Source organism: Bacillus sp. JJ1532, assembly GCF_036965085.1.
GTDB lineage: Bacteria > Bacillota > Bacilli > Bacillales > Cytobacillaceae > Cytobacillus.
Map to the genome: position 1 here is coordinate 85,026 of NZ_JBALOW010000008.1, position 25,044 is coordinate 110,069.

General features: G+C 37.4%; 25 protein-coding genes and 1 pseudogene. 10 read left to right on the forward strand and 16 right to left on the reverse strand.

The features are described 5' to 3' along the window. The first annotated feature begins 21 nt into the window (after positions 1-21). Complete coding sequence (locus V7122_RS04115; protein WP_335345836.1) at positions 22-915, forward strand: YitT family protein; 894 nt, start codon at positions 22-24, stop codon at positions 913-915. Positions 916-1,149: 234 nt separating this feature from the next. Here V7122_RS04115 and V7122_RS04120 read toward each other — a convergent pair whose 3' ends face one another. After that, on the reverse strand, positions 1,150-1,365 hold the full coding sequence (locus V7122_RS04120; protein WP_335355128.1) for a hypothetical protein: 216 nt from the start codon (positions 1,363-1,365) through the stop codon (positions 1,150-1,152). Between the two features lie 852 nt (positions 1,366-2,217). Between V7122_RS04120 and V7122_RS04125 the strand changes: the two genes are divergently transcribed. Continuing rightward, complete coding sequence (locus V7122_RS04125) at positions 2,218-2,526, forward strand: hypothetical protein (RefSeq protein ID WP_335355129.1); 309 nt, start codon at positions 2,218-2,220, stop codon at positions 2,524-2,526. Positions 2,527-2,727: 201 nt separating this feature from the next. Next, positions 2,728-2,974, forward strand: a pseudogene (locus V7122_RS04130) (GMC family oxidoreductase); the annotation flags it as partial. 212 nt (positions 2,975-3,186) lie between these two features. Here the strand turns inward: V7122_RS04130 and V7122_RS04135 are convergent. From V7122_RS04135 to V7122_RS04160, 6 genes are all read right to left on the reverse strand, one after another. Then, positions 3,187-4,602, reverse strand: a complete 1,416-nt coding sequence (locus V7122_RS04135) for a SpoVR family protein (protein WP_335355130.1) — start codon at positions 4,600-4,602, stop codon at positions 3,187-3,189. 110 nt (positions 4,603-4,712) lie between these two features. Beyond that, positions 4,713-5,297, reverse strand: coding sequence for a PepSY domain-containing protein (locus tag V7122_RS04140; protein WP_335525868.1), 585 nt, complete (start codon positions 5,295-5,297; stop codon positions 4,713-4,715). Between the two features lie 106 nt (positions 5,298-5,403). Continuing rightward, positions 5,404-6,129, reverse strand: coding sequence for a PepSY domain-containing protein (locus V7122_RS04145; RefSeq protein ID WP_335525869.1), 726 nt, complete (start codon positions 6,127-6,129; stop codon positions 5,404-5,406). A 79-nt stretch (positions 6,130-6,208) separates the two neighbouring features. Next, positions 6,209-7,558 carry a sensor histidine kinase gene (locus tag V7122_RS04150; protein WP_335525870.1) on the reverse strand — a complete coding sequence of 450 codons (1,350 nt, stop codon included), beginning with the start codon at positions 7,556-7,558 and terminating at the stop codon, positions 6,209-6,211. Continuing rightward, positions 7,555-8,247, reverse strand: coding sequence for a response regulator transcription factor (locus V7122_RS04155; protein WP_335525871.1), 693 nt, complete (start codon positions 8,245-8,247; stop codon positions 7,555-7,557). Before V7122_RS04155 ends, V7122_RS04150 begins: the two co-directional genes overlap by 4 nt. Positions 8,248-8,375: 128 nt before the next feature. Next, complete coding sequence (locus tag V7122_RS04160) at positions 8,376-8,678, reverse strand: DUF3889 domain-containing protein (RefSeq protein ID WP_335525872.1); 303 nt, start codon at positions 8,676-8,678, stop codon at positions 8,376-8,378. Between the two features lie 231 nt (positions 8,679-8,909). Between V7122_RS04160 and V7122_RS04165 the strand changes: the two genes are divergently transcribed. Continuing rightward, the gene (locus tag V7122_RS04165; protein WP_335345829.1) at positions 8,910-9,161 is read left to right on the forward strand and encodes a YhdB family protein; all 252 of its coding nucleotides are present in this window, start codon (positions 8,910-8,912) and stop codon (positions 9,159-9,161) included. 81 nt (positions 9,162-9,242) lie between these two features. Here V7122_RS04165 and V7122_RS04170 read toward each other — a convergent pair whose 3' ends face one another. From V7122_RS04170 to V7122_RS04185, 4 genes are all read right to left on the reverse strand, one after another. Then, positions 9,243-9,770, reverse strand: coding sequence for an NADPH-dependent FMN reductase (locus V7122_RS04170; RefSeq protein WP_335355149.1), 528 nt, complete (start codon positions 9,768-9,770; stop codon positions 9,243-9,245). Between the two features lie 158 nt (positions 9,771-9,928). Beyond that, positions 9,929-10,570, reverse strand: coding sequence for a response regulator transcription factor (locus tag V7122_RS04175; RefSeq protein ID WP_335525873.1), 642 nt, complete (start codon positions 10,568-10,570; stop codon positions 9,929-9,931). An 11-nt stretch (positions 10,571-10,581) separates the two neighbouring features. Further along, positions 10,582-11,697, reverse strand: a complete 1,116-nt coding sequence (locus V7122_RS04180) for a GAF domain-containing sensor histidine kinase (protein WP_438824734.1) — start codon at positions 11,695-11,697, stop codon at positions 10,582-10,584. A gap of 170 nt (positions 11,698-11,867) precedes the next feature. Further along, positions 11,868-13,604, reverse strand: a complete 1,737-nt coding sequence (locus V7122_RS04185) for a phospho-sugar mutase (protein WP_335355138.1) — start codon at positions 13,602-13,604, stop codon at positions 11,868-11,870. Between the two features lie 476 nt (positions 13,605-14,080). Here V7122_RS04185 and V7122_RS04190 point away from each other — a divergent pair, with 476 nt between their 5' ends. Further along, positions 14,081-14,515: a disulfide formation protein C gene (locus V7122_RS04190; protein ID WP_335355139.1), complete on the forward strand. Its 435-nt coding sequence runs from the start codon at positions 14,081-14,083 to the stop codon at positions 14,513-14,515. A 1-nt stretch (position 14,516) separates the two neighbouring features. Then, positions 14,517-14,987 (forward strand): thioredoxin family protein, encoded by a 471-nt coding sequence (locus V7122_RS04195; protein ID WP_335355140.1) that lies wholly within the window; start codon positions 14,517-14,519, stop codon positions 14,985-14,987. 51 nt (positions 14,988-15,038) lie between these two features. Here the strand turns inward: V7122_RS04195 and V7122_RS04200 are convergent, their stop codons facing one another. Beyond that, positions 15,039-15,437 (reverse strand): YhcU family protein, encoded by a 399-nt coding sequence (locus V7122_RS04200; RefSeq protein ID WP_335355141.1) that lies wholly within the window; start codon positions 15,435-15,437, stop codon positions 15,039-15,041. A 132-nt stretch (positions 15,438-15,569) separates the two neighbouring features. On the opposite strand from V7122_RS04200, the gene V7122_RS04205 reads away from it, so the two are divergent. After that, a complete protein-coding gene (locus V7122_RS04205; RefSeq protein ID WP_335355142.1) occupies positions 15,570-16,514 on the forward strand; it encodes an RluA family pseudouridine synthase in 945 nt (314 codons plus the stop codon). A gap of 99 nt (positions 16,515-16,613) precedes the next feature. Here the strand turns inward: V7122_RS04205 and V7122_RS04210 are convergent, their stop codons facing one another. Next, complete coding sequence (locus tag V7122_RS04210; RefSeq protein ID WP_335345567.1) at positions 16,614-16,874, reverse strand: GlsB/YeaQ/YmgE family stress response membrane protein; 261 nt, start codon at positions 16,872-16,874, stop codon at positions 16,614-16,616. A gap of 454 nt (positions 16,875-17,328) precedes the next feature. Between V7122_RS04210 and V7122_RS04215 the strand changes: the two genes are divergently transcribed. Both V7122_RS04215 and V7122_RS04220 read left to right on the forward strand, forming a co-directional pair. Beyond that, entirely contained in the window at positions 17,329-17,946 is a 618-nt protein-coding gene (locus V7122_RS04215; protein WP_315668054.1) for a DUF47 domain-containing protein, read from the forward strand. Between the two features lie 13 nt (positions 17,947-17,959). After that, positions 17,960-18,958 (forward strand): inorganic phosphate transporter, encoded by a 999-nt coding sequence (locus tag V7122_RS04220; RefSeq protein WP_335345568.1) that lies wholly within the window; start codon positions 17,960-17,962, stop codon positions 18,956-18,958. 117 nt (positions 18,959-19,075) lie between these two features. Here V7122_RS04220 and V7122_RS04225 read toward each other — a convergent pair whose 3' ends face one another. The 3 genes from V7122_RS04225 to V7122_RS04235 form a co-directional block, all read right to left on the reverse strand. Continuing rightward, positions 19,076-20,767 (reverse strand): DL-endopeptidase inhibitor IseA family protein, encoded by a 1,692-nt coding sequence (locus V7122_RS04225; protein WP_335525874.1) that lies wholly within the window; start codon positions 20,765-20,767, stop codon positions 19,076-19,078. Between the two features lie 108 nt (positions 20,768-20,875). Further along, a complete protein-coding gene (locus V7122_RS04230; protein WP_335525875.1) occupies positions 20,876-22,255 on the reverse strand; it encodes a sensor histidine kinase in 1,380 nt (459 codons plus the stop codon). Then, on the reverse strand, positions 22,252-22,962 hold the full coding sequence (locus V7122_RS04235) for a response regulator transcription factor (RefSeq protein ID WP_335345571.1): 711 nt from the start codon (positions 22,960-22,962) through the stop codon (positions 22,252-22,254). The genes V7122_RS04230 and V7122_RS04235 overlap by 4 nt, the downstream gene beginning before the upstream one ends. Before the next feature lie 192 nt (positions 22,963-23,154). Here V7122_RS04235 and V7122_RS04240 point away from each other — a divergent pair, with 192 nt between their 5' ends. After that, positions 23,155-25,044 carry a dihydroorotate dehydrogenase gene (locus V7122_RS04240; protein ID WP_335525876.1) on the forward strand — a complete coding sequence of 630 codons (1,890 nt, stop codon included), beginning with the start codon at positions 23,155-23,157 and terminating at the stop codon, positions 25,042-25,044.

Below are 25,044 nucleotides of genomic sequence, written 5' to 3' on the forward strand. Positions count from 1 at the left end.
GTAAAAATTGGGGGAAACTATATGATCGATTCATCAGAAAATGTGGTCGCGGCACCCTTGCATAAGGGATTGTCCAAAGCAAAATTAGCAAAAATTTTGTTTTTTATTTGTCTCGGTTCTGTATTAATGGGGGTAGGGATTGAGGAGTTTCTCGTTCCGAACAAAATTTTGGATGGAGGAATAACTGGTATCTCCATCATGCTTTCACATGTTACCGGTATAAAATTAGGATTATTTATCTTCATTCTGAATCTCCCCTTTTTCTATATAGGTTATAAACAGATTGGTAAAACCTTCGCATTTTCCACTCTACTGGGAATTACAGTTCTCTCTGTTTCAACCGCTCTTCTCCACGATGTTCCCGTATTTACTAAGGATCCTCTTCTCGCAACTGTATTTGGAGGGATTATTTTAGGAGCAGGAGTCGGAATCGTTATTCGCTATGGCGGCTCTCTCGATGGGACCGAGATATTAGCCATTATTGTGAACAAAAAGCTTCCTTTCTCTGTAGGAGAAATTGTTATGTTTTTTAATCTTTTTATTTTCACTTCAGCAGGGTTTGTATTTGGCTGGAATCGAGCGATGTATTCAGTTCTCGCCTATTTTATTGCATATAAAACGATTGATATCGTTATTCAAGGATTAGATGAATCGAAATCTGTTTGGATCATCTCAGAAAACCACAAGATAGTCGGAGATGCTATTCTTGCAAGACTCGGCCGTGGCGTCACTTATTTGAACGGTGAAGGGGCATACACCGGAGATGATAAAAAAGTTATTTTTTGTGTCATTACACGTCTCGAAGAAGCTAAGTTAAAAACGATTGTGGAAGAAATTGATCCACATGCCTTTTTGGCCATCGCCAATATCACAGAGGTTCGTGGCGGACGGTTTAAGAAAAAAGCTATACATTAAAAAAGGGTTTATGTAGCTCAGTTTTTGTGGAAAACATATTAATCAGCTGATCAAAATCGTATATTAATTTGGGCAGCTGAGCTTGGCCTTGGCGGACACTCGTTCCGTTATATGTGGCAAAATGGATTAGATTCTTCTGTTTGCGGACATAGGTTCCGCTATATTATAAAAAAAGCAGTGATTTCCTCGTGCTTTTTCGTAAATAGCGTACTCAGTGTCCGCTTAGTCCAGAAATTACGGGCATTTAATGAAAATAACGGATTTAATGTCCGTAGCTTTTTTATTAAACAGCACCCTTTTTACTTTCGTATCCTTAACTGTCCATTCATTATTGCTTTGTTCTAAATGAATCGCAATATTTGGACTTTCCAAATCCTTATAAAAAGATAGACGCTTCATTAGGGTTACCGTGGAAAAAATAGATTCTTTTTTCTCTAGTTGACTCCCCACTCAAATGCCCATTTATGCTCTAATATAGAACATCCCGTTTACCGGCAATTACGCTATATTTCATCAGATCAATAAAATTTAGATTCATACTGTGGTCAATAACCTCATCGTATTTATGGCCGAAGCTCGAAAAAATATCCATCTTTTTTAATACTTAGTTCAAAGCATGCCAAACTTTAAGAAAAAATTTAGAGGTCAATAATGCTTTGTGCAACCATACAATTCATCAGTTTTTCAGCTAACCTGCTCTTTTGTTCAGTATATTCAACAAAATACCGCTCCTTTATCAACAACACCTCCGTTTCAAATACGACTACTTTACATGTTTTTCCAAGCCTCTCTAGTTTTCCAAAGCAGGCAAGAAGATAATTCAAAAACTCAACTTAATACTCTTTAAACAAAATGGTAAAAAAACAAATGCATTTATATGGACTTGGTCTATTAGTCTATACATCATTAATACCAAAGGAATACAGTAATACTAAGGAAGATAAAAAGTGAGTTAAGTAGCTTAAGGAAAAACGTAAATATGAAAGGGGAGACATATTTAAGCGAGAGAAACAGGAGAAGGAATGGATAGTCAAGGTAAATATTGATACCGAAAATTTAAAACTGATAGTCGGTAACAGAAAAAGATATAATTTCAAAACTTGATTTTGAAGTTAGAAAAACTGTCAAAAACTTCAATTTCCACACAAGATACTATTACTGCTTCCGATAATTCTTGTATGTTCTAATGCTCCTATTAATTCAAATCAGGAACAAGAAAAAATACAAAACTAATATTTTGATATAGATTTTGATTAGGTTTAATGCAAGGTAATTTTATGAAAAACGAAGGAGTCGATAAAAATGTTAAGTAGAAGAAGAAATAATGAAAATACTAATGTAGATGTGGATTTTGACACAGATATTGAATCGGAGTTAAGAAATAGATCTAATTCAGAAGCAGAAGCGGATGTTCGAAATACCGATAAAAATACCAACGTTGCACGTTCTAATGTTACTAACTCAGGTAATTCTAAGGTTGATATCAGACTCAACAGCCGCAGTAACGCTAGAGTGAGATCTGAACAAGAACAGGAAAATGATCAAGATCAAGATGTAGATATAAATATAGATATCGAGGAAGAAAGAAGACGCCGCCGTCGTCGTCGTTAATATTTGAATAAAAGGTGGGATTGCACTATTATCCCAAATGATGTTTCAACTGTAAAAGAAATGGAAGAAGGGTGGATTAAATTGTTCCACTCTTTTTATATTTCCATATCCTATTAAGTGAATGATGCATTTCGTAAACTGTGTAAAAACTTTATCTCTTTAACTAATTCTCCCCCATTGCTTTCATGAAATAAATTAATGATGAAAGGGGATTACAAATTGGTTAATTCAAGAAACATTGTTGATTTTATTGTTGTCGGCACTGGTCCCGCCGGAGCTGTTATATCTAAGATACTTACAGATGATAAAAAAACTTCAGTTCTCGTCCTGGAAGCAGGAGGAATTAATGACAATGACAAACCTATAAGTGATTCTAGATTTGCTCTTGAACTAGAGGAATCAATTCTTTCCAGAGTATTTTTGGCAGAGAGAGGGTGTACCTCAACAAGCAAAGGTGCCAGACACCACTATTCATATCTAGTGTCAAATTAGTGGAGCAGACGCTAGATGTTATGCTTGTGGAGCCAGACACCTAATAGGACAGCCTCTCAGATTGTGGACAAAGGGGTTCGGAATGGTCTCAATAAATCGGTATCTTTAAAGCGATGTTCAAAGTTCTTGCCAAAAGTACTTTAACTTTTTTCCCCATGATCCCGTTATTTATAAATATTTCCGATGTATCCCTTTCCCATCATACGTAAACAGCATATTCTTGCCTTCGACGATTGTTTCCATATGGACACTTCTGCCCCAAAGCTGATGGACATATGGCAGGACTTTTTCTAAATATTTTAGATCTAGCTCTATTCCTTCAAACCAATGCTTTAAATATAGTTCGCCATTCTTTAAATAATCACCGTCATTGACGGTTAAATATGGGAATCCCCCATTAACACGCATGCTTACGAGCTGATCACGAACATGCTCCCATTGCTTGTCAACGACTTTGTAGTCCTTCCCCTGTTTTTGGAACAAATACATATCCTCGCGCATAACAAGATCTTTTGTTAAGTAGTTCCGTAAAAAAGAAATGTCAGACTCGATTTCTCTGACCTCGAACATTTTCTCCCGTCCGGAACCAGGCTGAACTCCATGCTTTTTCATTTCTTCTGTCGGATTATTATATCTCTCTTCAATATCCTCAAAAATTTTCAATCCTAAATAATATGGGTTAATGTTTGTGCGGGATGGCTGAACAACACCTGCATTTAATTTCGCAAACTCTAATGCCTCTGAGCTCGTTAAATCCATTTCTCTAAGAATGCGCTGATGCCAATACGATGCCCAGCCCTCATTCATGATTTTTGTTTCCAGCTGTGGCCAGAAATAGAGCATCTCTTCTCGCATCATCGTTAATATATCACGCTGCCAGTCTGTAAGCTCACGGGAATAGCTTTCAATAAATAGCAATAAGTCCTTTTCAGGCTGTGGCGGAATTTTCTTCTTCTTCTTTACCGGATCTGGTTTTTGATTATTCCTTTCATCAAGTTTCCATAAATCATCGTAAGGGGAGGATGCCGTTGGTTCCTCTTCTTCATATTCAACATCATCTAAATTCCAGGAGAGCTTAGGTCTCATTAACGATGGATCAATATGTTCTTCAATGGCTAGAACAGCATCTAAAAAGGTTTCTACCGCTTTTTTGCCGTGTAAAATTTCGTATTGTCTGATTCGTTCGGCTGTTGCCGCCATGCTTTCGACCATATCTCGCTTTGTGTTTTGAAAACGAATATTGTTTTTGAAAAAATCACAATGTGCCAGCACATGCGCAACAATTAATTTATTCTGAATTAATGAGTTGGAATCGAGCAAAAAGGCGTAGCATGGATCTGAATTGATGACAAGCTCATAAATTTTAGAAAGCCCAAGATCATAATGAAGCTTCATTTTAAAAAATTGCTTGCCGAAGCTCCAATGAGAAAAACGCGTTGGCATCCCATAGGCGCCAAAAGTATAAATAATGTCTGCTGGGCATATTTCATAACGCATCGGATAATAATCTAAGCCAAAACCTTTAGCAATTTCAGTAATTTCTTCAATGGCGTTATATAGCTGCTTACGGTCCTCTTCCAGCATTTACAATTCCCCCTTTTTGTTCTTATCACAATCTATGAAAAAATAGGCGGAATGATGAATTGGAGTAAGAATAAAAAAGCGGAAGACCATCGTCTCCCGCTTTTTTCACCTTAATCATCGCTGTTATCATCATCATCGTTATCGTCTCGATCATGATCAATCTCGACATCTAATACCTTCCCGGTTACAGCATCAATCTCTACCTCGGCCTCGCCCTTGCTTGTTTTCAGTTCAACTTCATAAATAAGTTGATTGTCATCCTCATCACGATTAATTTCTATGACCTTGCCATTGACTTCCTTTTCAGCAATTTCTATTGCTTTTTGAATTGATATAAAATTATTTGAAGTTGATTTAGCTGTCTTTTCAAAATCATCATCATCGTCATCAAGATCTTCTTTCATTGATAGAACATCACCTGTTATGGCGTCAATGCGGATTTCAAATTCCTTATCCTTATTCTCTATTTCCACTTCAAAATAGCGCTTTCCAGACTTGTTTTCTAATTCAACACTTTCTACATATCCCTCAGCTTTTGTTAAAGCGATCTTTATGGCTTCTTCATGGGTAATTATTTTCTCATTCGTGTTTTGCATCTCTGCTTTTGGATATTCATTTTTTGCAGCACCAGCCGCAACGGCTCCCCCTAAAATAACTGCTGCCGAAACGGCTCCAATCATAATTTTTTTCTTCATCATTTTTCCTCCTTAATCTTTTTCCTTACATCTACAATATAAACTTGCAATATTAAAGGAAAAGGATAGGAAGATTAAAAATTGATGAGAATCATGTAACTCTTTTCTAATCATCCCAAGTAATGGATAGCACTTCTCCTGTTATTCCATGGATTTGGACGGTTGCTTCCCGATCATCTGAAGTATCAATTTCAATGAGATAATAATGTATATTGTCATCCGACTCCAAATCAACATCATTTATTTGACCCTTTACTTCCTTTAAAGCAATTTGAATGGCCTCATCCTCTGTAATGATCACGGTTGCTTCAGTTTCCGACTTTTGGAGAAGGATTTCCCCTGTTTGTGCATCTACTTTTAAGATGGTTTTCTTTCCTTTCCCTTGAACGATAACTTTATACTGGCTTTTTCCCTGCTCATTTATTTTTATAAATTGAACGAGCTCACCAGGAAATTCTGATAGAATTTTTTCCTTTATTTCGTTTTCAGTTAAGGGCTTTGCTAGAGGTTTAGGCTCTGCTTGTTCTGGATTCGCTTTATTGGATGCGATGTTGCTTTTTTTAGTAAAGGAAATGACCTCTCCTTTCTCAGGATCCAGTTTGATTTCATAGTTCATTTCATTTCGATCCATTTCAATGACATATTGGTTATTCTTTAGGATTATTTCTGTTATCTGTCCATTGTATCTTTCCTCTACGAGGGTTTTAACTTCGCTTTTGGATAGAATTTCAGCAGATGGATTTAAAACAGGACCTAAAGCTTTAAAAGCAATAAATAGGATAACAATGGCTGCAAAACCCATCATGATGAAAAGAGAACGTTTGTTTTTCAAAAGGATAGCACCTCACCTTCTATACTCCTTCCATTTTCCTATATGAAAATGAGAAAAAGATGAGAAAGGAAAATTTTTATTAATTAATTGTTAAAGTTACTGTTGTTCCAGCATTTTCTTTACTTTCAAGCGTGACTCGTACATCTAAGGCATCAGCAATTTCCTTTGCAAGGGAAAGTCCAAGTCCTGAGCCGCCGCTCTTTCTGCTTCTCGCTTGATCAACACGATAGAAACGATCAAATACCATTGGCAATGCCTCTTCAGGTATTCCGATCCCTCGGTCTATTATTTTAATATAGGCTCCATTCTTTTCTACGCCAACCGCAATGGTAATGATGTCATCACTATATTTACGGGCGTTATCGAGAAATATAAACAATAGCTGCTTAAGCTTTTGCTCATCTGTAGTGACAGGGATGGAAGTCAATTGCTCCCCTTCAATCATAACATTACGATTATAAGCATTTTGAAACCCTTTTACCGTTTGTTTCAAAACATCGATTAAATTAATGTTTGTTAGCTTGAGATTCCACTGTTCATTATGCTTAGCGAGCAATAACAGCTGCTCGGTCATTTCCCTCATACGAATGGATTCTGACAGGATAGCCTCAATTGATTCATTAAACAACTCAGGCTCCCTTAAGCCTCTTCTCTTTAAAAGACTTGCGTAGCTTTCAATAACCGTTAAAGGCGTTTTAAGCTCATGTGATGCATTGGATACGAACTGCTTCTGTTTTTCGAAGTTTGCCTCCAGCAAATCAATCATATGATTAAATGTCTCTCCCATTTGATAAAGCTCATCTTTTGATCCTTCCTCTAATGGCAGCCGCTTGAATTGACCGCTTTCCTTAATTTCTCTCATTGTTTTAATCATACTTGTCACTGGATTAAGCAGAAGATTGCTTAGCACCCTACTCGAAATAAACACTGGAATTAAAGCGAGCATGGTAACTATGATTAACACAAGCCTAAGTGAATGCAGGTTCTCGATGGATTTTTCTAAGCTCTTTGTAATTTGCAGATTTGCGATATTTCCATCTGAAAGAATGATGGGCATGGAGTGAAAGGCATAGGTGTGATTATTAATAATTATTTCTTTACTTACCTCGCCTGTATAAAATTCTGCTTTCTCTTTCCTCAATACTTGTTCATTTAAGGATGTAACAGCTAGTGACCTCTTTGTGTCAGGTCTTACGATTCGAATCATGCCATCCACCGGAACGTACGCTCTGAGAAGTTCATTTTCTGGAATCGTTACAAGATATTTGTTAAACGTCATGGAGGTTATTTTCATTTCTTCTTTAGCTGTTTCAAGTTCACTGTTTATAAGGAAATTATTAAATAAGAAATAAATCGAAATATTCATTAACACTAACAAGATAGTAAATAAAACTCCGGTATTAAGGTTGATCTTATTACGCAGCTTCATTTTGTTACCTTAAGAACGTAGCCAACACCGCGTATTGTATGGATTAATGGCTCTTTTTCAGGAGTATCAATTTTTTTCCTTAAATAGCGGATATATACGTCTACTACATTTGTATCGCCAAAAAAGTCGTATCCCCATACGGCTTCTAATATTTGGTCACGGTTTAATACCTGCAATTTGTTTTTTAACAAATAAGCTAGAAGATCAAATTCTCTTGGAGTTAATTCGATGTCATCTTCTCCTCTTATAACTTCACGTGTCTTTTCATTTAATTTTAAATCCGCTAATGCTAGCCAGTCAGTTTCTTTCTTTTGTTCGACTGCTTTAAGTCTTAATGCAGCTCGAACCCTTGCTAGCAATTCTTCTATTTGGAATGGTTTCGTTATATAATCATTTGCCCCTAAATCCAGCCCTGAGACTTTATCTTCAACCGAATCCTTCGCTGTTAACAACAAAATAGGTGTATGGCTGTCGCTCATTCGAATTCGCCGCAAAATTTCAATTCCACTTAATCCCGGAAGCATGACATCCAATAATATTAAATCCCATTTTTTTGACCGATATTCCTCAAGACCTTTTATCCCGTCCATTGCTTTTGTTACCTTATAGCCTTCATATTCGAGCTCCAATTCAAGCAGCCTTGCTATTTTCTCTTCATCCTCAACAACTAAAATTGATTCTTTATTCAATGGAGTCTCCCCTTTTTCAATAACCATTTATGAATCAAGGTTAGCAAAAATCAGCAAATAATTCATTATCAATAAGATTAAATAGGAAAAAAGAAGGGATAAGGGGCATTTATGCCCTCTTATCCCTTCTACTCTTCAACTGACAGTTGAAGAAGCTTATTGTTTTTTAAACTATGTGAAATATTAACTGTTACTTTTTTGAGCTGATTATTTTCTTTCACTTCAAAAATAAAGGAATCCACGACATCTGTTTCAGAAATTTTCTTTCTGCCGGCATATTGAAAATCAACAACCGCTTCACCAGGGTAATCCTCTTTGACAACTGCAGTAGCAATTCGTCCATACTTTTCATAACCATTTTGAGCAAACGCTAAATTGTGGACGTTCATAATTAAACTAATGGTAAACAACATACAAAAAAGCTTTTTCATAACTTGTCCTCCTGTAATAAAAACACTTTCCCCTATTGTTTGTGTTTTTTCATTTTTTTATGTAGTTAGTCCACAGGTTATTTGTTTTAATTTTCAGTTCCTTAATGATTCGTTTATATGCAGGAAAAAGTTGAAAACCCTTTATAATCAAGACGTCCAACATTTACAGTGTAATTTTTGTTCACATCAACATAAGCTAAAGTCAACTCCTTAAGTGAAGGAGATGGACAAATGAATAAATTAGATTATGACCGAGCGTTATATTATACACATCGCTCTGAATGGGATAATTTGCTAATATTGATGGTAAGAACAGAAGATCATTTTCTTTCCAAAAAGATCGAGTACTTCCTTCATGCGTACAACTTTGAAAAAGACTATTCCGTTATCGAGAAACATCTATATTCCTTACTCCGATACATCGACCATGCTAATGCCTATACTGCTTATGAGTTGCAAGAGGAGATTTACCAGTTACCATAAGAATTCCACCACCAAAAAAACACGGTTCTTAACCGTGTTTTTTATTGCTTCTATATGTGTCGAACATTTCTCCGATACCTATTAGCCCTTCATCTGGACATACATATTCGTATACATTTGAAGCTCATTCATTAATTGATCAACGTGTTTCGCTGGCTCTTCATGCAGCCAATCGTTTTCATAATCAAAGCAGTGAGGATCTAATACTAGCTGACGCGGGATCACATTTGCATAGACCCCTCTCCCAACAATTCTCATATTACCGAGGGCATTCATTCCACCCTTACCTCCTCCTGCTGCAACAAGTAATGCGACAGGTTTGTTAGCAAATTGTTCACTGCCAAGGAAATCAAGCGCATTTTTTAAAGCACCGCTCATTCCACTATGGTATTCTGGTGAAGCCAAAATAATGCCATCCGATTTTAACACCTTTTCGCGCAATGCTCTAACCTCAGGAATTTGAAGTTGTAACTCCTCTCCGTTATATAAAGGCAGCTCGCCCTTACTTAAATCAATAAGCTCCGCTCCGTATTTCTTCGCGATATATCTTGAGGCAATCCCTGTTCTTCCTTTTTTTCTTGGGCTCCCATTTATTATTGTTAATTTCAACATAGGATCTCTCCTTTTTAGCACTATTTTCGCTATCGTTTATATTCATTCTAGTATAGGGGAGAGATTGTACCTTTTTCATCATCGTAAAGATTTATTTTTGACTGCAACTATAGGCACAATTACTAACCCTATGAATAGGCATTTCTTTAGTAAAACTAATTGATTATTCCATTTCTTACTGCATAGAGGGCAGCTTGCGTCCTATCAGCAAGTTCAAGTTTAGAAAGCAGATTAGACACATGGGTCTTAACTGTTTTTTCGGTAATGAAAAGATCAGCGGCAATTTCCTTATTACTTTTTCCTTTAGCAATTTCCCGCAGCACTTCGATTTCTCTTTTTGTCAGCTCATCTACATGTCTTCTTTCGGAATGACTTTTTCCTGATAGGTGGGATAATAGATGAGTGGTTGCCTTCGGATGAAGCTGATTTTCGCCGTTCATTAATTGAATAATGGCTTTGACAAGCTCATTTGGTTCAATGTCCTTTAATTGATAGCCAGAGGCTCCAGCCTCTATAGCAGGAATGACATGATCCTGATCAGAAAAGCTTGTTAACATCAAGACCTTGATTTCTGGACAGTGTTTTTTTATTTCACGCGTTGCTTCAATCCCGTTTATAACAGGCATCTCTAAATCCATTAATACAATGTCCGGACGAATTCTTGTTGCTAATTCAATTGCCTCTTGTCCATTTTTAGCCTCACCAATAATTTCAATTTCGGGCTGCGTTTTAAGAAAAAAGACAAGACCACGCCTAACAACATGGTGATCATCTGCGATAAGAACACGTATGGTCATTTTCTCTCCCCCTAAATTGGTATAAATATTTCAATTCTAGTCCCATTTTCTTCAGAGCTTTTCAGCTTAAATTGTCCATTCAATGATTCAGTACGATCTCTCATGCTCTTTAATCCAAGAGATGGAATATTCCTTAAATCTCCATCATAATAAAAACCGCAGCCATCGTCAGTTATAACCATTTTTACATGCTTTTGATCTACAGATAAGATTAATTCCACCTTTGGCTGCCCAGAATGCTTTTTACAATTGGCGAGCGCCTCCTGACCAATTCTCCATAAGGCCTCTTCAACCTTTCCTGGCAGCGAAACTACACCCTCTACTTTAGAGCTCACTTCTAAATCAAGCATTTCACCATAACTTAAAAGGGCACTTATTATTCCATTTTCCAATCCCCTTGGCCGAAGCTGCCAAATCAATGCTCTCATTTCACTTAAAGCTTCCTGTGCTAAATCTTGTATATAGGAAAAAGTTTCTTTTGTTTCTAAATCCTTTGTCATTTCTGCCGCTCCTCTTGCCGTTAAACTTAAAGAGAATAGAAGCTGATTGACTGAATCATGCAAATCTCTAGCTAGACGATTTCTTTCCGCTGTTAAGGCATTCTCCTGCTCATGCCCTGTTAGCTTTATTCGCTTTAAAGCAGTGCCTATTTGAAAAGCAATCGATTCGAGCAAAGCCAATTCTTCCTTAGTAAAATGGGTCTTATTTGGTGAACCGACATTTAAGATGCCTATTTTCTCATCACCAGCCCGAAGAGGAACTGTAGCATGATGCGTTAATTGATTTGTGTCCGCTTTTTTTTCATTTCGAGCATCTTCAATTCTTTTGCACTCAATTATATTAATTGCCTTATGCAATCTTCCATCGATATAACGATCGATACACCAGCAGTCTCCCTTGCACATCCGCTCATTATCATTGTATGATAACGCTTCGGGCAGCTTTTCCTTTGCAGCTAGCTCGTATTTTCCATCTGGCTCAATTAGAAAAATCCATCCCGTTTCCAAGTCCGTAACATGCAGTAATTTAGCTAAAACCTCGGACAAAATTGTTTTTATTGATGTCCCTTCGTTTAATAATTCAGCAATTTCCTTTAATATCCAAATTTCCGAATGGCGATTCTCCAATGTCACCTTTATTCCTCCCAATGGATGTTCCTTCCATTATTATAATACTTTTATGTAGCCTAATCCTTAGTAATTAGAATGAAAATTTATACGACTAAAGTTGTAGTTTTGCCTGCCGGTAAAATTAAAGAGCACCGAGGAGTTTATTACCCCCGGTGCATCCCGTTTCATTATTTTTCTGCAGAATTTATCTTCTTATCAACAATCGCCATGAAATCACTCTTGATTTCCACGAGCTTTTGCTCACTTTCCGCAGAACTTGCCCCATTTACTCCGAAATAAAACTTCATTTTCGGTTCTGTTCCAGAAGGTCTTAAACAAATCCATGTTCCATCCTCAAAATGATATTTAATCACATTTGATTTAGGAAGGCTGATGGATGACTGATCCCCATTGCTTTCAGTTCGAACACCTGTTAAGTAATCCTCAACAGCAGCTACTTTTATTCCAGCTACTTGATTTAGCGGATTAGTACGGAAAGAAGCTAATATTTCCTGAATTTGTTGAGCTCCTTCCTTTCCTTTCAAAGTAATCGATTCAAGACCCTCAAGAAAATAACCGTACTGTTCAAATAGAGATAATAATCCTTCATATAATGTCATCCCTTTTTTCTTATAAAAGGCTGCTGCTTCTGAGGCCAATAAAGCAGCTTGAACGGCATCCTTATCTCGTGCAAAGTCTCCAATTAAATAACCATAGCTTTCTTCATATCCAAATAGAAACTGGTATTCCGCCGTTGCATCATATTCCTTCATCTTCTCAGCAATAAATTTAAAGCCTGTCAATACATCCACTGTATCAGCGCCAAAAGAGGATGCAATTTTTCTGCCGAGCTCAGATGTGACAATGGTTTTTAAGACTATGCCGTTTTCTGGAAGAATGTTCTTTTCTTTTTTCTGTGACAAAATATAATGCAGCAGTACAGCGCCAGTTTGGTTTCCAGTTAAAAGAACAAACTCACCAGATTGATTTCTGACTGCGATCCCAAGTCTATCAGCATCAGGGTCAGTAGCGATTAATAAATCAGCATTCTTCTCTTTTCCAACCTTTATCGCCAATTCAAAGGCTGACTTTTCCTCTGGATTAGGACTTTTCACTGTGGAGAATTCAGGATCTGGAAGTTCCTGTTCGTCTACTACATACACTTGCTTATAATGTAAAGCAGCTAAGGCAGCCCTTACAGGTATATTTCCAGTTCCATGCAGTGGAGTAAAAACAATCTTAAGATCTGTCTCACTCCCTAAGGAAGGATTTTCAGAAATCGCGACCAGCCTCTCTATATATTGACTGTCAACCTCTTCTCCAATTATTTTAATTAGCCCTTTGTCCATTAAATCTGTTTCATCGCCAATGTTGATTAAAAGTTCATTTTCAATTTCATTTACCTTCGAAATGACGATGTCAGCTAATTTAGGAGGCAGCTGTGATCCGTCAGACCCATATACTTTATAGCCATTATATTCAGGCGGATTATGGCTTGCAGTAATAACAATACCTGAGAATGCCTGCAAATACCGAACGGCAAAGGATAACTCAGGAGTAGGTCTCAATTCTTTGAATACGTACGTCTGAATCCCTCTTGTTGCCAGTGTTTTAGCTGCCTCCATGGCAAACTCCTTAGACATATGACGGGAATCATAAGCAATAACAACCCCTTGCGCTTTTGCTTCTGACCCATTTTCTTCTATGTAAGCTGCCAGGCCAGCAGAGGCTTTCCTGACTGTATATATATTCATCCGATTCGTTCCTGCCCCGATTTCTCCTCGCATTCCGCCGGTACCAAACTCTAAGTCTTTATAAAAGGCATCCTCCAGTCGTTTTTCATCTTTTTGAATCAGGTCCTCTTTTAATTTTTGATCTAAACTTTCAAATCCAATCCATCTGTCTGCTTTTTCTTTCCAGTTCACGCTATTCCCTCCCAATAGTAAAAGCGAAATTGCCTCGCTCAGGGGCGACAAGCATAAGACAGGCTGGCGAGATGGTTATACTTTAACCTTCTTGACAGACTGGCTTATGACCTCCGACGTACAGGACGTACTAGTGCCGACGAAGACATTAGGCCGTGGCGTTCTTAGTCGGCGGGCCCCTAGGCACTGTAGCTAGATAATAAAACACTATCCAATCTACAAAATCACTTCGATAAAAAGACCTTTTTCCCTTTTAAAATTTTTCTTGTTTTTTTGACATAACCATATAAATCAGCCAACATATTTGAATATTTTTTCCGTTTTCTTTAAGATAAAACAATGGACAAACTTTATTGATGACAAAATTATGACGAAACACAAAACAAACCGTGATATTCTCTTAATAGTAATTTACAACGAATGCTGAGAAGCACTATACTTTTTCTAAAGTATGATCAATTAATGAGGAGTACACTATGAATAAAACGAAAGATAATCGTGAATCGTTACTGTTTATTTCCTGGGCAGCCTCCGTTATTGCGATGTTCGGAAGCCTATATTTTTCAGAGATTCGTCAATATGAGCCTTGTACACTGTGCTGGTACCAAAGAATAGTTATGTATCCATTTGTTATTATATTAGGAATGGCGGTTATTCGAAAGGATTATCGAATCAGCATTTATTCCATGGTCCTGTCTGGTATTGGTGCTTGTATTTCACTATATCATTATTCCATACAAAAAGTGTCCTTTCTTGCTGAGCATGCCGCTTCATGCGGGAGAGTCCCTTGTACTGGCCAATATATTAATTGGCTTGGATTTATTACAATTCCATTTCTAGCTTTGACTGCTTTTATCATTATTTTTATATGCAGTTATCTTTTATGGAAAAAAACGAAAGAGGTAAAATAAGATGAAAAAAATTGTTATATTTCTTGCAGTCATCATTGTTCTTTTTGTAGCTGTCGGTTTTTTAACAAAAATGCAAAATGAAGAGAAGGTTTCCGGTGATAATCCATATGAAAAGAATAAACTTCATCCTGAAACAATATCTCAGCTTGATGACCCTAATTATCAAAATATAATCCTTCCTGAGGAATTAGAAAAGAAACTTGATAATAAAGAAGATGTGACTGTGTACTTTTTTAGCCCAACATGTTCCCATTGTCAAAGAACCACACCGGTTGTTGCTCCTTTAGCAAAGGATATGAAATTAGATCTTGTACAATATAATTTGCTCGAATTTGAAAATGGCTGGGATAAATATCTGATTACGCAGACACCTACCATCGTCCAATATAAAGATGGAAAAGAAGTTAATCGGATAACAGGATACCAAGACGAAGATGTGTTTAAACAATGGTTTAATGAAAATAGTTTGTAATAAACCTACGAAAAAAACGCCTGCAATTTTCACATTGCAGGCGTTTTCATGTTATATTAATATTTCATTTGCAGCTTTTGTATAAATACTAAGTACATCATCCTTTATCATTTTGCTGCTGCAAAATTGGCTGAAGGAAAATGGGAAGGTTAAACCAAACTCCTGTAGTGTGTATACATTTTTTACAAATAAGCCCTCATATTTCTCATCTAATTGTGGAAGTTCTAGTATGGATATAATGGTTTGCATACTCGCTATAACCTGATATGCTTCTTTTAATGTTCCAAAGTATTCGGAATGTCTTGTTGTCGTATGTAATACTTGCATGCGCTCAAATTCCTTTATTTCTTCATCAGGAAAATAAAGAGGAAAAACATTTGAATATAGAGTTTGTATAAGTTCCTTAATTTTCAGCTCTTGTACATGAGTTGAAGCATATACAACTTTCACATAAATGACCACCTTTTAAACATTGTAACCTGTTCGTAATATATATCATTAGAATAGCATATTCATTAAGTTTTTTAGGGTGGTAATTAAATCCAAAGTGTTTCCATTTTTGCATATATAAAGGAGAAGTCTATGATTAAAGCCATAAGATTTGGAGAATGGTATGAATTAACTTTGCCCCGTGATTGGGACGGATTTACTATAGATTATATTCTAAGAAATATTTGGAGAGCACCGAAAAAACAAATTCATTTTATGCGTATGGAAAACCAGGTAAAGGTTAACGGTGAATGGGTTAACTGGAATTCTCCATTAAAATATATGGATAAATTGCAATTACGAATTTTTGTTGATGAGGATTTTGGCGTGACTCCTTTTTATAAAGATGTGAAAATCCTTTATGAGGATGATCATATACTTGTTCTTAATAAGCCAGCCTATATGGATACTCACCCTAACGAGGATGGACAGACAAATACACTTTCTAATGCAGTTGCCTATCACTTACAATCCCAAGGGGAATATCGGAAAGTGAAGCATGTTCACAGGCTGGACCGCGATACGACTGGAGCCGTGCTCTTTGCCAAACATCCTCTTGTCGGAAGCATTCTGGATAGGATGCTGGAAGAAAGGATCATAAAACGCACGTATGTTGCCCTCGTTCATGGCTTGTTAAAGACTAAAAAAGGAATCATTAGGGAGCCCATTGGACGTGATCGCCACCATGCAACAAGAAGGCGTGTATCCTCAAGCGGACAACAGGCAATTACACATTTTGAGTTAATTAAAACGTATCCGAAACAAAACCTGTCACTTATTAAATGTCAGCTGGAAACTGGACGTACACATCAAATCCGTGTACATTTAAGCTATATTGGTCATCCTTTAGCTGGTGACGTTTTATACGGTGGGAAGCCCATCTTTGACCGACAAGCATTACATGCTGCTAAACTCGAATTTCCTCACCCCTTTACGATGGAAAAAATCAGCTGCAATGCTCCTTTACCTGAGGAAGAGAACAACAAATCAGTCATGCCGGCAGAGCTGCTGCAAGTTTTGCCCAGTGACCTTACCTAAATGAAAAGGGCCGCCTCTTATGCCAATTATTTGGCATTTGAGACGACCCTTCTACTTTTCTTTGTCTTGTTTCAGCGCCTAATTACTTCCTCAATTTTATTAGTCAGTCGTTCTTCTAAAGGCTCGCATAATAAGGCTTAGAAGGAATACGAGCAGCACTGAACCGATTAAGGCTGGAATAATCGGGAAGCCAGCGATATCTGGACCCCAATCACCAAAGATTGCAGACCCTAACCATGCTCCTACAAATCCTGCAATTATATTACCAAAAACACCGCCTGGAATATCTTTGCCGGCAATCATTCCAGCAACCCACCCAATAATTCCTCCTATAATTAATGCCCATAAAAAGCTAAACATAATATCACTCCTTGCTGTTTTGATTATAGTTTTTCTCCGTTTTTTTTCTTTCATTCAAAAAACTAATTTCCACTTTTTATAAGTGAACGAAAAAATTGGTACAAGCTTGAAAAGCTTATATGTAAGTTACCCAGAAATCATCACAATTACACTTTTTTTTACTAAAAAACCAAAAGCGATTGCTCTAAGGCAATCGCTCAACCTATATAAACGGCATATGCCGGGATATTAATAACAAATTACCCGCTCAGCATTTGTCCAAAACTTTTGCTTTTTGTAAAATGATGATAATGTAACCGAAATTTCACATACTAAGGAACCTATAAGAAATATTGAATTTTTTTTCTATCAAAAGAATTTATCAACTTTTTTCGACTTAAAACTATCTAATTCACTCATTTTCGTATAAAATTGTTTTCGTTTGGATGAAATTTTTTCTATGGGGGTTATAAACATGGTTTTCAAAAAGAAGGACAAATTCAATACGTTGTTAAGCAATATTGCATTGAACGTAAAAGAGGGTGCAATTTACTTCGCAGACTATAAACTGAACAATGTAAGTGATTTGAAAGTTTTTTCAGAAACGATGAAGGATTATGAGTCAAAAGGGGATACGTATGTTCATGAAGTGATCAGGGAATTAAATAATGCCTTTATTACGCCAATTGAGCGTGAAGATATCCTGCACCTTGCAATGAGTTTGGATGATGTAATCGATGGAATTGAACATTGTGCAGCCCTATTCGAAATGTACTCCATCACTCAGGCTGATGATTACATGCTTAAGTTCGTAGATGCAATTAAAAACTCTGCTTTTGAAATTGAAAAATCAATAGAACTTCTTTCAACAAAAAAATTACTGCAAATTAGAGAACATCTAATCATAATTAAAGATCATGAATCAAAATGCGATGGCGTTCTTCGCCAGTCGATCAAACATCTTTTCTCCGTAGAGAAGGATCCAATCAGAATCATTCAGTACAAAGAGATATACGAAAATATGGAAGATATAGCCGATAGCTGCCAAGCGGTTGCTAACACACTTGAAACCATCATCATGAAAAATGCATAAGGAGCCGTAACAAATGGATGGATTATTTATTTTAACAATCTTAATTGTCATCGGAGCCTTAGCTTTTGACTTCATAAACGGTTTTCATGATACTGCTAACGCAATTGCTACATCTGTGTCAACGAAAGCCCTTAAACCGAGGCATGCGATCATTTTAGCATCAGTAATGAACTTTGTTGGAGCGATGACTTTTACAGGTGTTGCCAAAACAATTACAAAGGATATCGTTGACCCGTTTACATTGCAAAATGGATCATTAGTTATTCTGGCTGCACTGATTGCAGGGATTTTCTGGAATTTATTAACATGGTATTATGGCATTCCAAGCAGCTCCTCACATGCGCTAATTGGCTCTATTGCCGGTGCGGCCATTGCTGCTTCAGGGTTTGCTGCTCTTAATTACCAAGGTTTTCTAAAAATTTTACAGGCGCTTATTTTCTCGCCAATTATCGCGTTTGTAGTCGGATTTATTGTTTACAGCATTTTTAAAGTCGTATTTAGAAATAACAATTTAACAAAGACCAATCGAAATTTTCGCTTGTTTCAAATTTTTACTGCTGCATTACAATCCTATACACACGGGACGAATGATGCACAAAAAGCGATGGGAATTATTACAATGGCACTTATAGCTAATAATTATGTGACAACTACAGATATTCCATTCTGGGTTCAGTTCTCCTGTGCGCTTGCAATGGGACTTGGAACATCTGTCGGCGGCTGGAAGATTATTAAAACAGTCGGCGGGAAAATCATGAAAATACGTCCTGTGAATGGCGTAGCAGCCGATATAACAGGTGCCATGATTATTTTCGGGGCTACGTTTATTCATTTGCCAGTCAGTACAACACATGTTATCTCGTCTTCTATTTTAGGAGTCGGTTCTGCTCACCGCCTAAAAGGGGTTAAATGGGGAACAGCACAAAGAATGCTTATCACCTGGGTTATCACATTACCCATTTCTGCAACGATCGCAGGTCTTGTTTACCTTCTTTTAAATGCTATCTTTTAATGGAATGAAAGATGGTATTTCGATTTTTGCTGGTTTTAAGAGGATAGACTAACTTCCTATCTTCTTAAAACCATTCACTTTTCAAAAAATTAGCAGGCTATAATAGCCTGCCACATTTTAAAAGCTGCCGGGGATGGAATCGATTCTCCAGCCCTTATCGGTTTGGCGAAAAACGATATGAACAGTTTCAGTAACTAAACTATCACCGAGCGGAACTTTTAGATTGTATTCTTTTTCAGAGCCTGCATCCTTTGTGAGAAAAATGGTTGCTCTTTCGTAATCTGCACGTGAACCTCCGTCTGCATTTGGCTGAGCAAGCTTTCCATTATGCAGGACTATGCCTGCTCTTTCCATATATTGATGAATAGCTTCCACCGAGTATGTGCTTAATAAATATTCGTTCATTTTCTCCTTTGTATCAAGGTCACTCCCCATATAACGGTAATCCATCTCATTCAATAGAAAGCTTTCAATCAGACCCTCTTCCATTTTTCCTCCGCTTGTCACATACCAGTAATTCTTTACTGCCGTTTGAACCATTTCCAGCAACATTTGTTCTTCCTGACTTTTTAGTTTCTTGTAGTCCGCCCCCGGTCTAATACTGCTAATTATTTGACCTACCTCCGGATCATGAAGAAATTCTTTATTCTTTCGAACGCCATACGTAAGAGTTTTTGTTTCAAAGAGCGGAGATAAACCATAGTTCTCCAAACTGCTAATCCAATCTTTTTGATGGGCTTCCACGGTAAATAATATTTCCGTTTGCCCATTGTCTAGGACTTTATTTACATTAATCATATATTCACTATTATTTCCTTCTTTACCTTTTATGAAAAGATTTGAAGCCAAAGCTTTCGGGATATTCATCGTGATATCTGCCTCCCGTAAATAAAAGGGAACCGTATCACTGTTTCGGTGTGCTAGCTTTTCTTCTATCTCCATTTTCAGATTTTCAAATTCATCTCTTGAAGGAAAAGTCATTTTCAAATTCATTCCCTTTTCAATTGCTTGAAACGCAAGCTCAGGGTGCCCTTCTTTTAACCTTGCGTCCGCAAGATAATACCAATAATAAGGAGCTTTAGGGACATTCATAGCCCTTGAATCATAGTAATCAGCTACCTTTACGAAATAGGCAGGATAGAAGCTTAAGTCAGATTGAAATGAATTGTTATTCCACTTAACAAGATCTGTTCTATACACATCGGCCATTTCTCTATTCCAAATAGCTAATCTTGCCTGTGAGTCCTTTTTATCCTCTGGAATCAGAACTTCCATTTCGTGGTAGTTTAACTGTGCTAATTTTACTAATCCACCTTGTTGGCCCGGTTCCCATGTGAAAATGTCCAGGATATTCCCGGCCGATACACCTATTTTCCAGCCTAATAATAGTTCTGGTCTTCCGTCACCTGTAATGTCTGCACTGCTAGCCCAGCTGACTTCATACCCAGTCCCTTTAACCTCCGTTTCCTTTATCCATTCACCTTTTTCTTTCCGTAATATTAATGCCCCTGATTGTTCTTGTTTTCCAATGGACTGGTAAAGAAAAACGACCTCATTATCTCCGTCTCCATCTAAATCCGCTTGTATAGTAGATTCATTGCCTACTGGCTGACCAGCCGTTGTAAACATTGTTCCGGCAGGTAAGAATTCTTTAGATTTTAATAACAGTGTTTTTTCTATTTCACTAGCCGCCTCCGTGTATTGAGGTGCTTGTATTAATGTCACTGGCTCTGGAAGGAAGTTGCATCCCCCAAGAAAAAATGTACTGGCTAAAAGCAAAGCACAAAACCGCAAGTAATATTTCCTCATAATTTCCCCCTATATTTCCTCCCTACAAAAAGAATACTACAATAAGTAATGGAATTCGTTTCAAATAGGTTAACTAATCATTGCATATACATTAAGAAGATTAGATCGCTAATCGACATTAGGGAAGGATATGATGGCGGTTGTTCCTTTACCGACCTCACTATTAATCTCAAGACTTCCTCCATGGGCATGAATAATTTCGTGGCAAATAGCAAGTCCCAGTCCTGTACCAGACCCACGAAATTTGCCTTTATAAAATTTCTTCGTTATGGCAGGCAGGTCATCAGGTGGTATTCCTTTTCCTGTGTCAGCTATTTCAATGATTGTCATTCCTTCTTTCCGTTCAATATGAATGGTAATGCTGCCATTTTGGGGTGTAAATTTAAGAGCATTATCCAAGATGTTAATCAATACTTGCTTCATCCGGTTTCGATCAAGTTTAACCATTAAGCCTTCAGGCATTGTTAATACCTTTAAATTTACCATCTGCCTCTCTGCACGCGGATGCAGCTGTCCAGCCACTTCCCTTATTAATTTTGATAAATCGGCACTAGCAAAAAGATATTCTACTTTGCCAGTTGATAAACTCGATAAATCAAGCAAATCCCCTAGCATCAAATTTAACCGGTCACTTTCATTTGAAATGATTTCCAGCCCTTCTTTAAACATCGGATCATCAGACAACGAATGTAAAGTAACTGCCCATCCTTTTACAGAGGTTAACGGCGTTCTTAATTCATGTGAAACAGATGCAATAAATTCATTCTTCAGCTTTTCATGCTTTTCAACCTCTCTAGCCATAAAGTTTAATGTGTCAGCCAGCTTGCCGATTTCATCATCTTTTTTCTTCGGTATTCTTGTCGCAAAAAAACCAGCAGCCATTTGCTCTGCCGCCAATGTAATGGTGCTTATTGGTTTTGTAATGGAGACTGCCAGGAAATAGCTAATACATGCTACAAGCAAAATAACAATGATTCCGATTCCAGCTAACATTACTGAATTTTGAATAAAAACAGAATATAGGTTGTCTATAGATGAAATAAACCTGACCGCTCCAATTGGCTCATTTCCCACTAAAATTGGCTGTGTTACTGCTAACAGTTTTTCATCACCGTTATCACCCATCCAATAGCCTGTAGTACCATTTAAAGCAGATTTAACATCCTCAAGAGCCGCAAGATTTAATTTCCCCTGATCATGAGTATTGGCAAGCACAGTCCCATCAGAATCAATAATTTGCACCTGTGCACCGATGTTAAAATGATATTGACTAAGAAGCTGTTCCGCTTGATGGGATAATTTTCCGGACTCAATGTATGGCTCATAAAAAGTTGAAAACATGGATCCCTGATCTCTAAGAGCCTGTTTGACTCCCCCCATGTAATAAGTGTAAAGGGCAGATAGAATAATAGTCTCATATAGAACTACTGTAAAGATGATTAATAAAAGATAACTCCATACTAGACGCTTCTTAATCCCTTTCTTCATCCCAGCTTTTCGCCTTCCTCAAAGCAATACCCAAATCCCCAGATCGTTTTTAAATATAATGGATTTGAAGGGTCATCTTCAATTTTTTCTCTTAATCTTCTAATATGCACATCAACTGTTTTGGGGTCTCCAAAATAATTTAATCCCCATATCTCATCAAGGAATTCATCTCTTGAAATGGTTTCATTCAACTTTTCAAAGAAATATTTCATTAGTTGAAATTCACGGGGAGTTAACTTTAAAAGCTGTCCTGATTTATAGACCCTTTGTGTTTTAATATCAATTACGTATGGTCCTGCCTCTAATTTTGAAGTTTTTGCCGGCTGTTGTATGATTTCTGTTCTTCTTAATACAGTCCTAATTCTAGCTACAAGCTCCAGCGGATTAAAAGGCTTCACAATATAATCATCTGCCCCAAGCTCAAGACCCATTATTTTATCCATATCCTGCCCTCGTGCCGAAAGGATAATGATTGGCAGCTGAGGATTCTTTTCCCTTATCGTAGTGCAAATCTCAAAGCCATCCATGTCAGGAAGCATGAGATCAAGAATAACTAAAGATGGGTTATACTCTTCGACTAGCTTTAATGCAAGCTTCCCTTCACCAGCTTCCATTACTTCAAAATTAGATCTTTGTAAATTAAATGCGATTAATTTACGTATAGACTGCTCATCTTCAATAATTAATATTTTTCCATTTGTCGTCATCTTTTTTTCACCCTATATGAATAATTTTCATTTTCCCATCTAAATTAGACGTTAGAATTAGCGAACTGTCACATCTTACCATTATATTTTCCTTCTTATAAAAATTCCCTAAAAACCTTTCCATTTCCTCTTTTATTTGAAAATTCTTCCTGTAGAATAGAGATATAGTTCTTATATAGGGGGGACAGCTTTATGCCTGATTGGTCCTATCACCCTTTGTTTAAGCCATGGCTTTCCCGGCTATCCGGTTCGGCTGGAAGAGAATTCATTCACCGGGGAATGTGTATGATTGCGAGTGTACCAGGCGGAAAACAAGGAATTGAATTTCTAGGCCATATGAAACCTTCTCCCACAATAGGCAAAAGGTTATTTAATTGCACATTTTCAAGCCCACTCGGCTTAAGCGGGAAAATTGACCCGCTATTGTCCGGAACAAAGGCATTTTCTTATCTCGGCTTCGGTTTCATTGAAGTAGGTCCTGTCAGTTTGGATCCTAATGACTCCAAAGAGACAGTAAGATTTGATAATCAAACAGGGACCATTCTTTATCCAAAGCCCCTCGAATCAATAGGGATCGATCAAACCGTGCAAAGGTTAAAGAAACAGAAGGCTACTATCCCACTATTTATTCGATTAAATTTATGCTCCAGTGAAAGTATGGATGAATTAATAAAGCTTTCAAAGCCGTTGACACCATTTGCAGATGCATTTGTGATTGACTTTCTTTCATTACTAAACGCCAGTCAGCATTTAGGACTTCTTGCAAAAGAAAGCAAGAAACCAATTATTCTGGCCATTGCTCACAATAAAATAGGTAGGTTCCTGCCTCACATTCAATCACTAATCAGCTCAAATTTCATAAATGGATTATTAATTGAGGAAGCGAATGAAGATCAGCCTTCGGGCAGGCAAACTATGGAGATAGCCGGTGCCTTAAAGCTTCTTCAAGGTAAGCAAATGGCGGGGATTCCTATTATTATTTCAGGAGGGATATATGAGCCTGAAGACGCCGTTCTGCTTCATGATTTAGGAGCAGACCTTATCATGCTGACAGAGGGCTATGTCTCTTCTGGCCCTGGTCTTCCAAAAAGAATTAATGAAGCTCTTGCTGATTCTAAAGGAATAGATGACGGAATGGATGTTATACAAGGCTGGAAATGGTATTGGCTGTTTGGGTTTATTATTTTCTGCGGAGGACTTCTTGCACTTATTTTTAGTATGACACGTGTCATTCTTCCGTATGATGAAGCATTTATCCAAATGACAAGAGAGGAATTAATTTCCTTAAATCCGAACATCCTTAAATTTATGGCTCATGATAGGATGACCCTTGCTGGAACGATGATTTCTGGGTCGATTCTTTATATGCAGCTAGCAAAAAACGGAGTGCAATTTGGGTTGCATTGGGCAAGGAAAGCCATTAATATCGCTGCCATTTCAGGGTTTTTAGGAATACTTCTATTTATCGGGTATGGATACTTTGATTGGCTGCATGGTTTATTTTGGCTTATCCTGCTTCCATTTTTCATATGGGGTGTTCGTCAAACAAAAGGAGCCATTCATTCTCCAGTTTCAAAAAACCGCAGAAATACCTCGAATTGGAAAAAATCACTATGGGGCCAGCTTTGCTTCGTCATTTTGGGATTTTCATTTGTCATTGGCGGAGTCGTCATCTCGACTATCGGGACTACAAGTATTTTTGTACCGACAGATACTGGGTTTATTTGTATCCCGCCTGAGATTCTTAATGAAATTAATAACCGGCTAATTCCAGTCATTGCCCATGATCGGGCCGGGTTTGGGAGTGCCTTATTTAGTGTCGGGCTGCTTGTACTCATGATGGCGCTTTGGAGCTTTCATGAAGGGGCTAAATGGGTATGGTACTCCTTTCTATTTGGGGGCCTGCCAGCCTTTTCAGCCGGTATCTTAACTCATTTTTTTATCAGTTATACAACCTTTATTCACCTTCTTCCAGCATACTTTGCCTTACTTCTTTATATTGCTGGGCTTATTTTATCAAAAGGGTTTTTATTTGATAGTGAAAATCTGCAAAATGAAAAAAATCGGCAAATGCCTTCGTAG

Excerpts from the sequence above, each read along its gene's own strand:
- V7122_RS04115 (WP_335345836.1), top strand. The coding sequence starts at position 22 with ATGATCGATTCATCAGAAAATGTGGTCGCGGCACCCTTGCATAAGGGA.
- V7122_RS04125 (WP_335355129.1), top strand. The coding sequence starts at position 2,218 with ATGTTAAGTAGAAGAAGAAATAATGAAAATACTAATGTAGATGTGGAT.
- V7122_RS04135 (WP_335355130.1), bottom strand. The coding sequence starts at position 4,602 with ATGCTGGAAGAGGACCGTAAGCAGCTATATAACGCCATTGAAGAAATT.
- V7122_RS04140 (WP_335525868.1), bottom strand. The coding sequence starts at position 5,297 with ATGAAGAAAAAAATTATGATTGGAGCCGTTTCGGCAGCAGTTATTTTA.
- V7122_RS04150 (WP_335525870.1), bottom strand. The coding sequence starts at position 7,558 with ATGAAGCTGCGTAATAAGATCAACCTTAATACCGGAGTTTTATTTACT.
- V7122_RS04160 (WP_335525872.1), bottom strand. The coding sequence starts at position 8,678 with ATGAAAAAGCTTTTTTGTATGTTGTTTACCATTAGTTTAATTATGAAC.
- V7122_RS04165 (WP_335345829.1), top strand. The coding sequence starts at position 8,910 with ATGAATAAATTAGATTATGACCGAGCGTTATATTATACACATCGCTCT.
- V7122_RS04175 (WP_335525873.1), bottom strand. The coding sequence starts at position 10,570 with ATGACCATACGTGTTCTTATCGCAGATGATCACCATGTTGTTAGGCGT.
- V7122_RS04190 (WP_335355139.1), top strand. The coding sequence starts at position 14,081 with ATGAATAAAACGAAAGATAATCGTGAATCGTTACTGTTTATTTCCTGG.
- V7122_RS04195 (WP_335355140.1), top strand. The coding sequence starts at position 14,517 with ATGAAAAAAATTGTTATATTTCTTGCAGTCATCATTGTTCTTTTTGTA.
- V7122_RS04205 (WP_335355142.1), top strand. The coding sequence starts at position 15,570 with ATGATTAAAGCCATAAGATTTGGAGAATGGTATGAATTAACTTTGCCC.
- V7122_RS04210 (WP_335345567.1), bottom strand. The coding sequence starts at position 16,874 with ATGTTTAGCTTTTTATGGGCATTAATTATAGGAGGAATTATTGGGTGG.
- V7122_RS04215 (WP_315668054.1), top strand. The coding sequence starts at position 17,329 with ATGGTTTTCAAAAAGAAGGACAAATTCAATACGTTGTTAAGCAATATT.
- V7122_RS04220 (WP_335345568.1), top strand. The coding sequence starts at position 17,960 with ATGGATGGATTATTTATTTTAACAATCTTAATTGTCATCGGAGCCTTA.
- V7122_RS04225 (WP_335525874.1), bottom strand. The coding sequence starts at position 20,767 with ATGAGGAAATATTACTTGCGGTTTTGTGCTTTGCTTTTAGCCAGTACA.
- V7122_RS04230 (WP_335525875.1), bottom strand. The coding sequence starts at position 22,255 with ATGAAGAAAGGGATTAAGAAGCGTCTAGTATGGAGTTATCTTTTATTA.
- V7122_RS04235 (WP_335345571.1), bottom strand. The coding sequence starts at position 22,962 with ATGACGACAAATGGAAAAATATTAATTATTGAAGATGAGCAGTCTATA.
- V7122_RS04240 (WP_335525876.1), top strand. The coding sequence starts at position 23,155 with ATGCCTGATTGGTCCTATCACCCTTTGTTTAAGCCATGGCTTTCCCGG.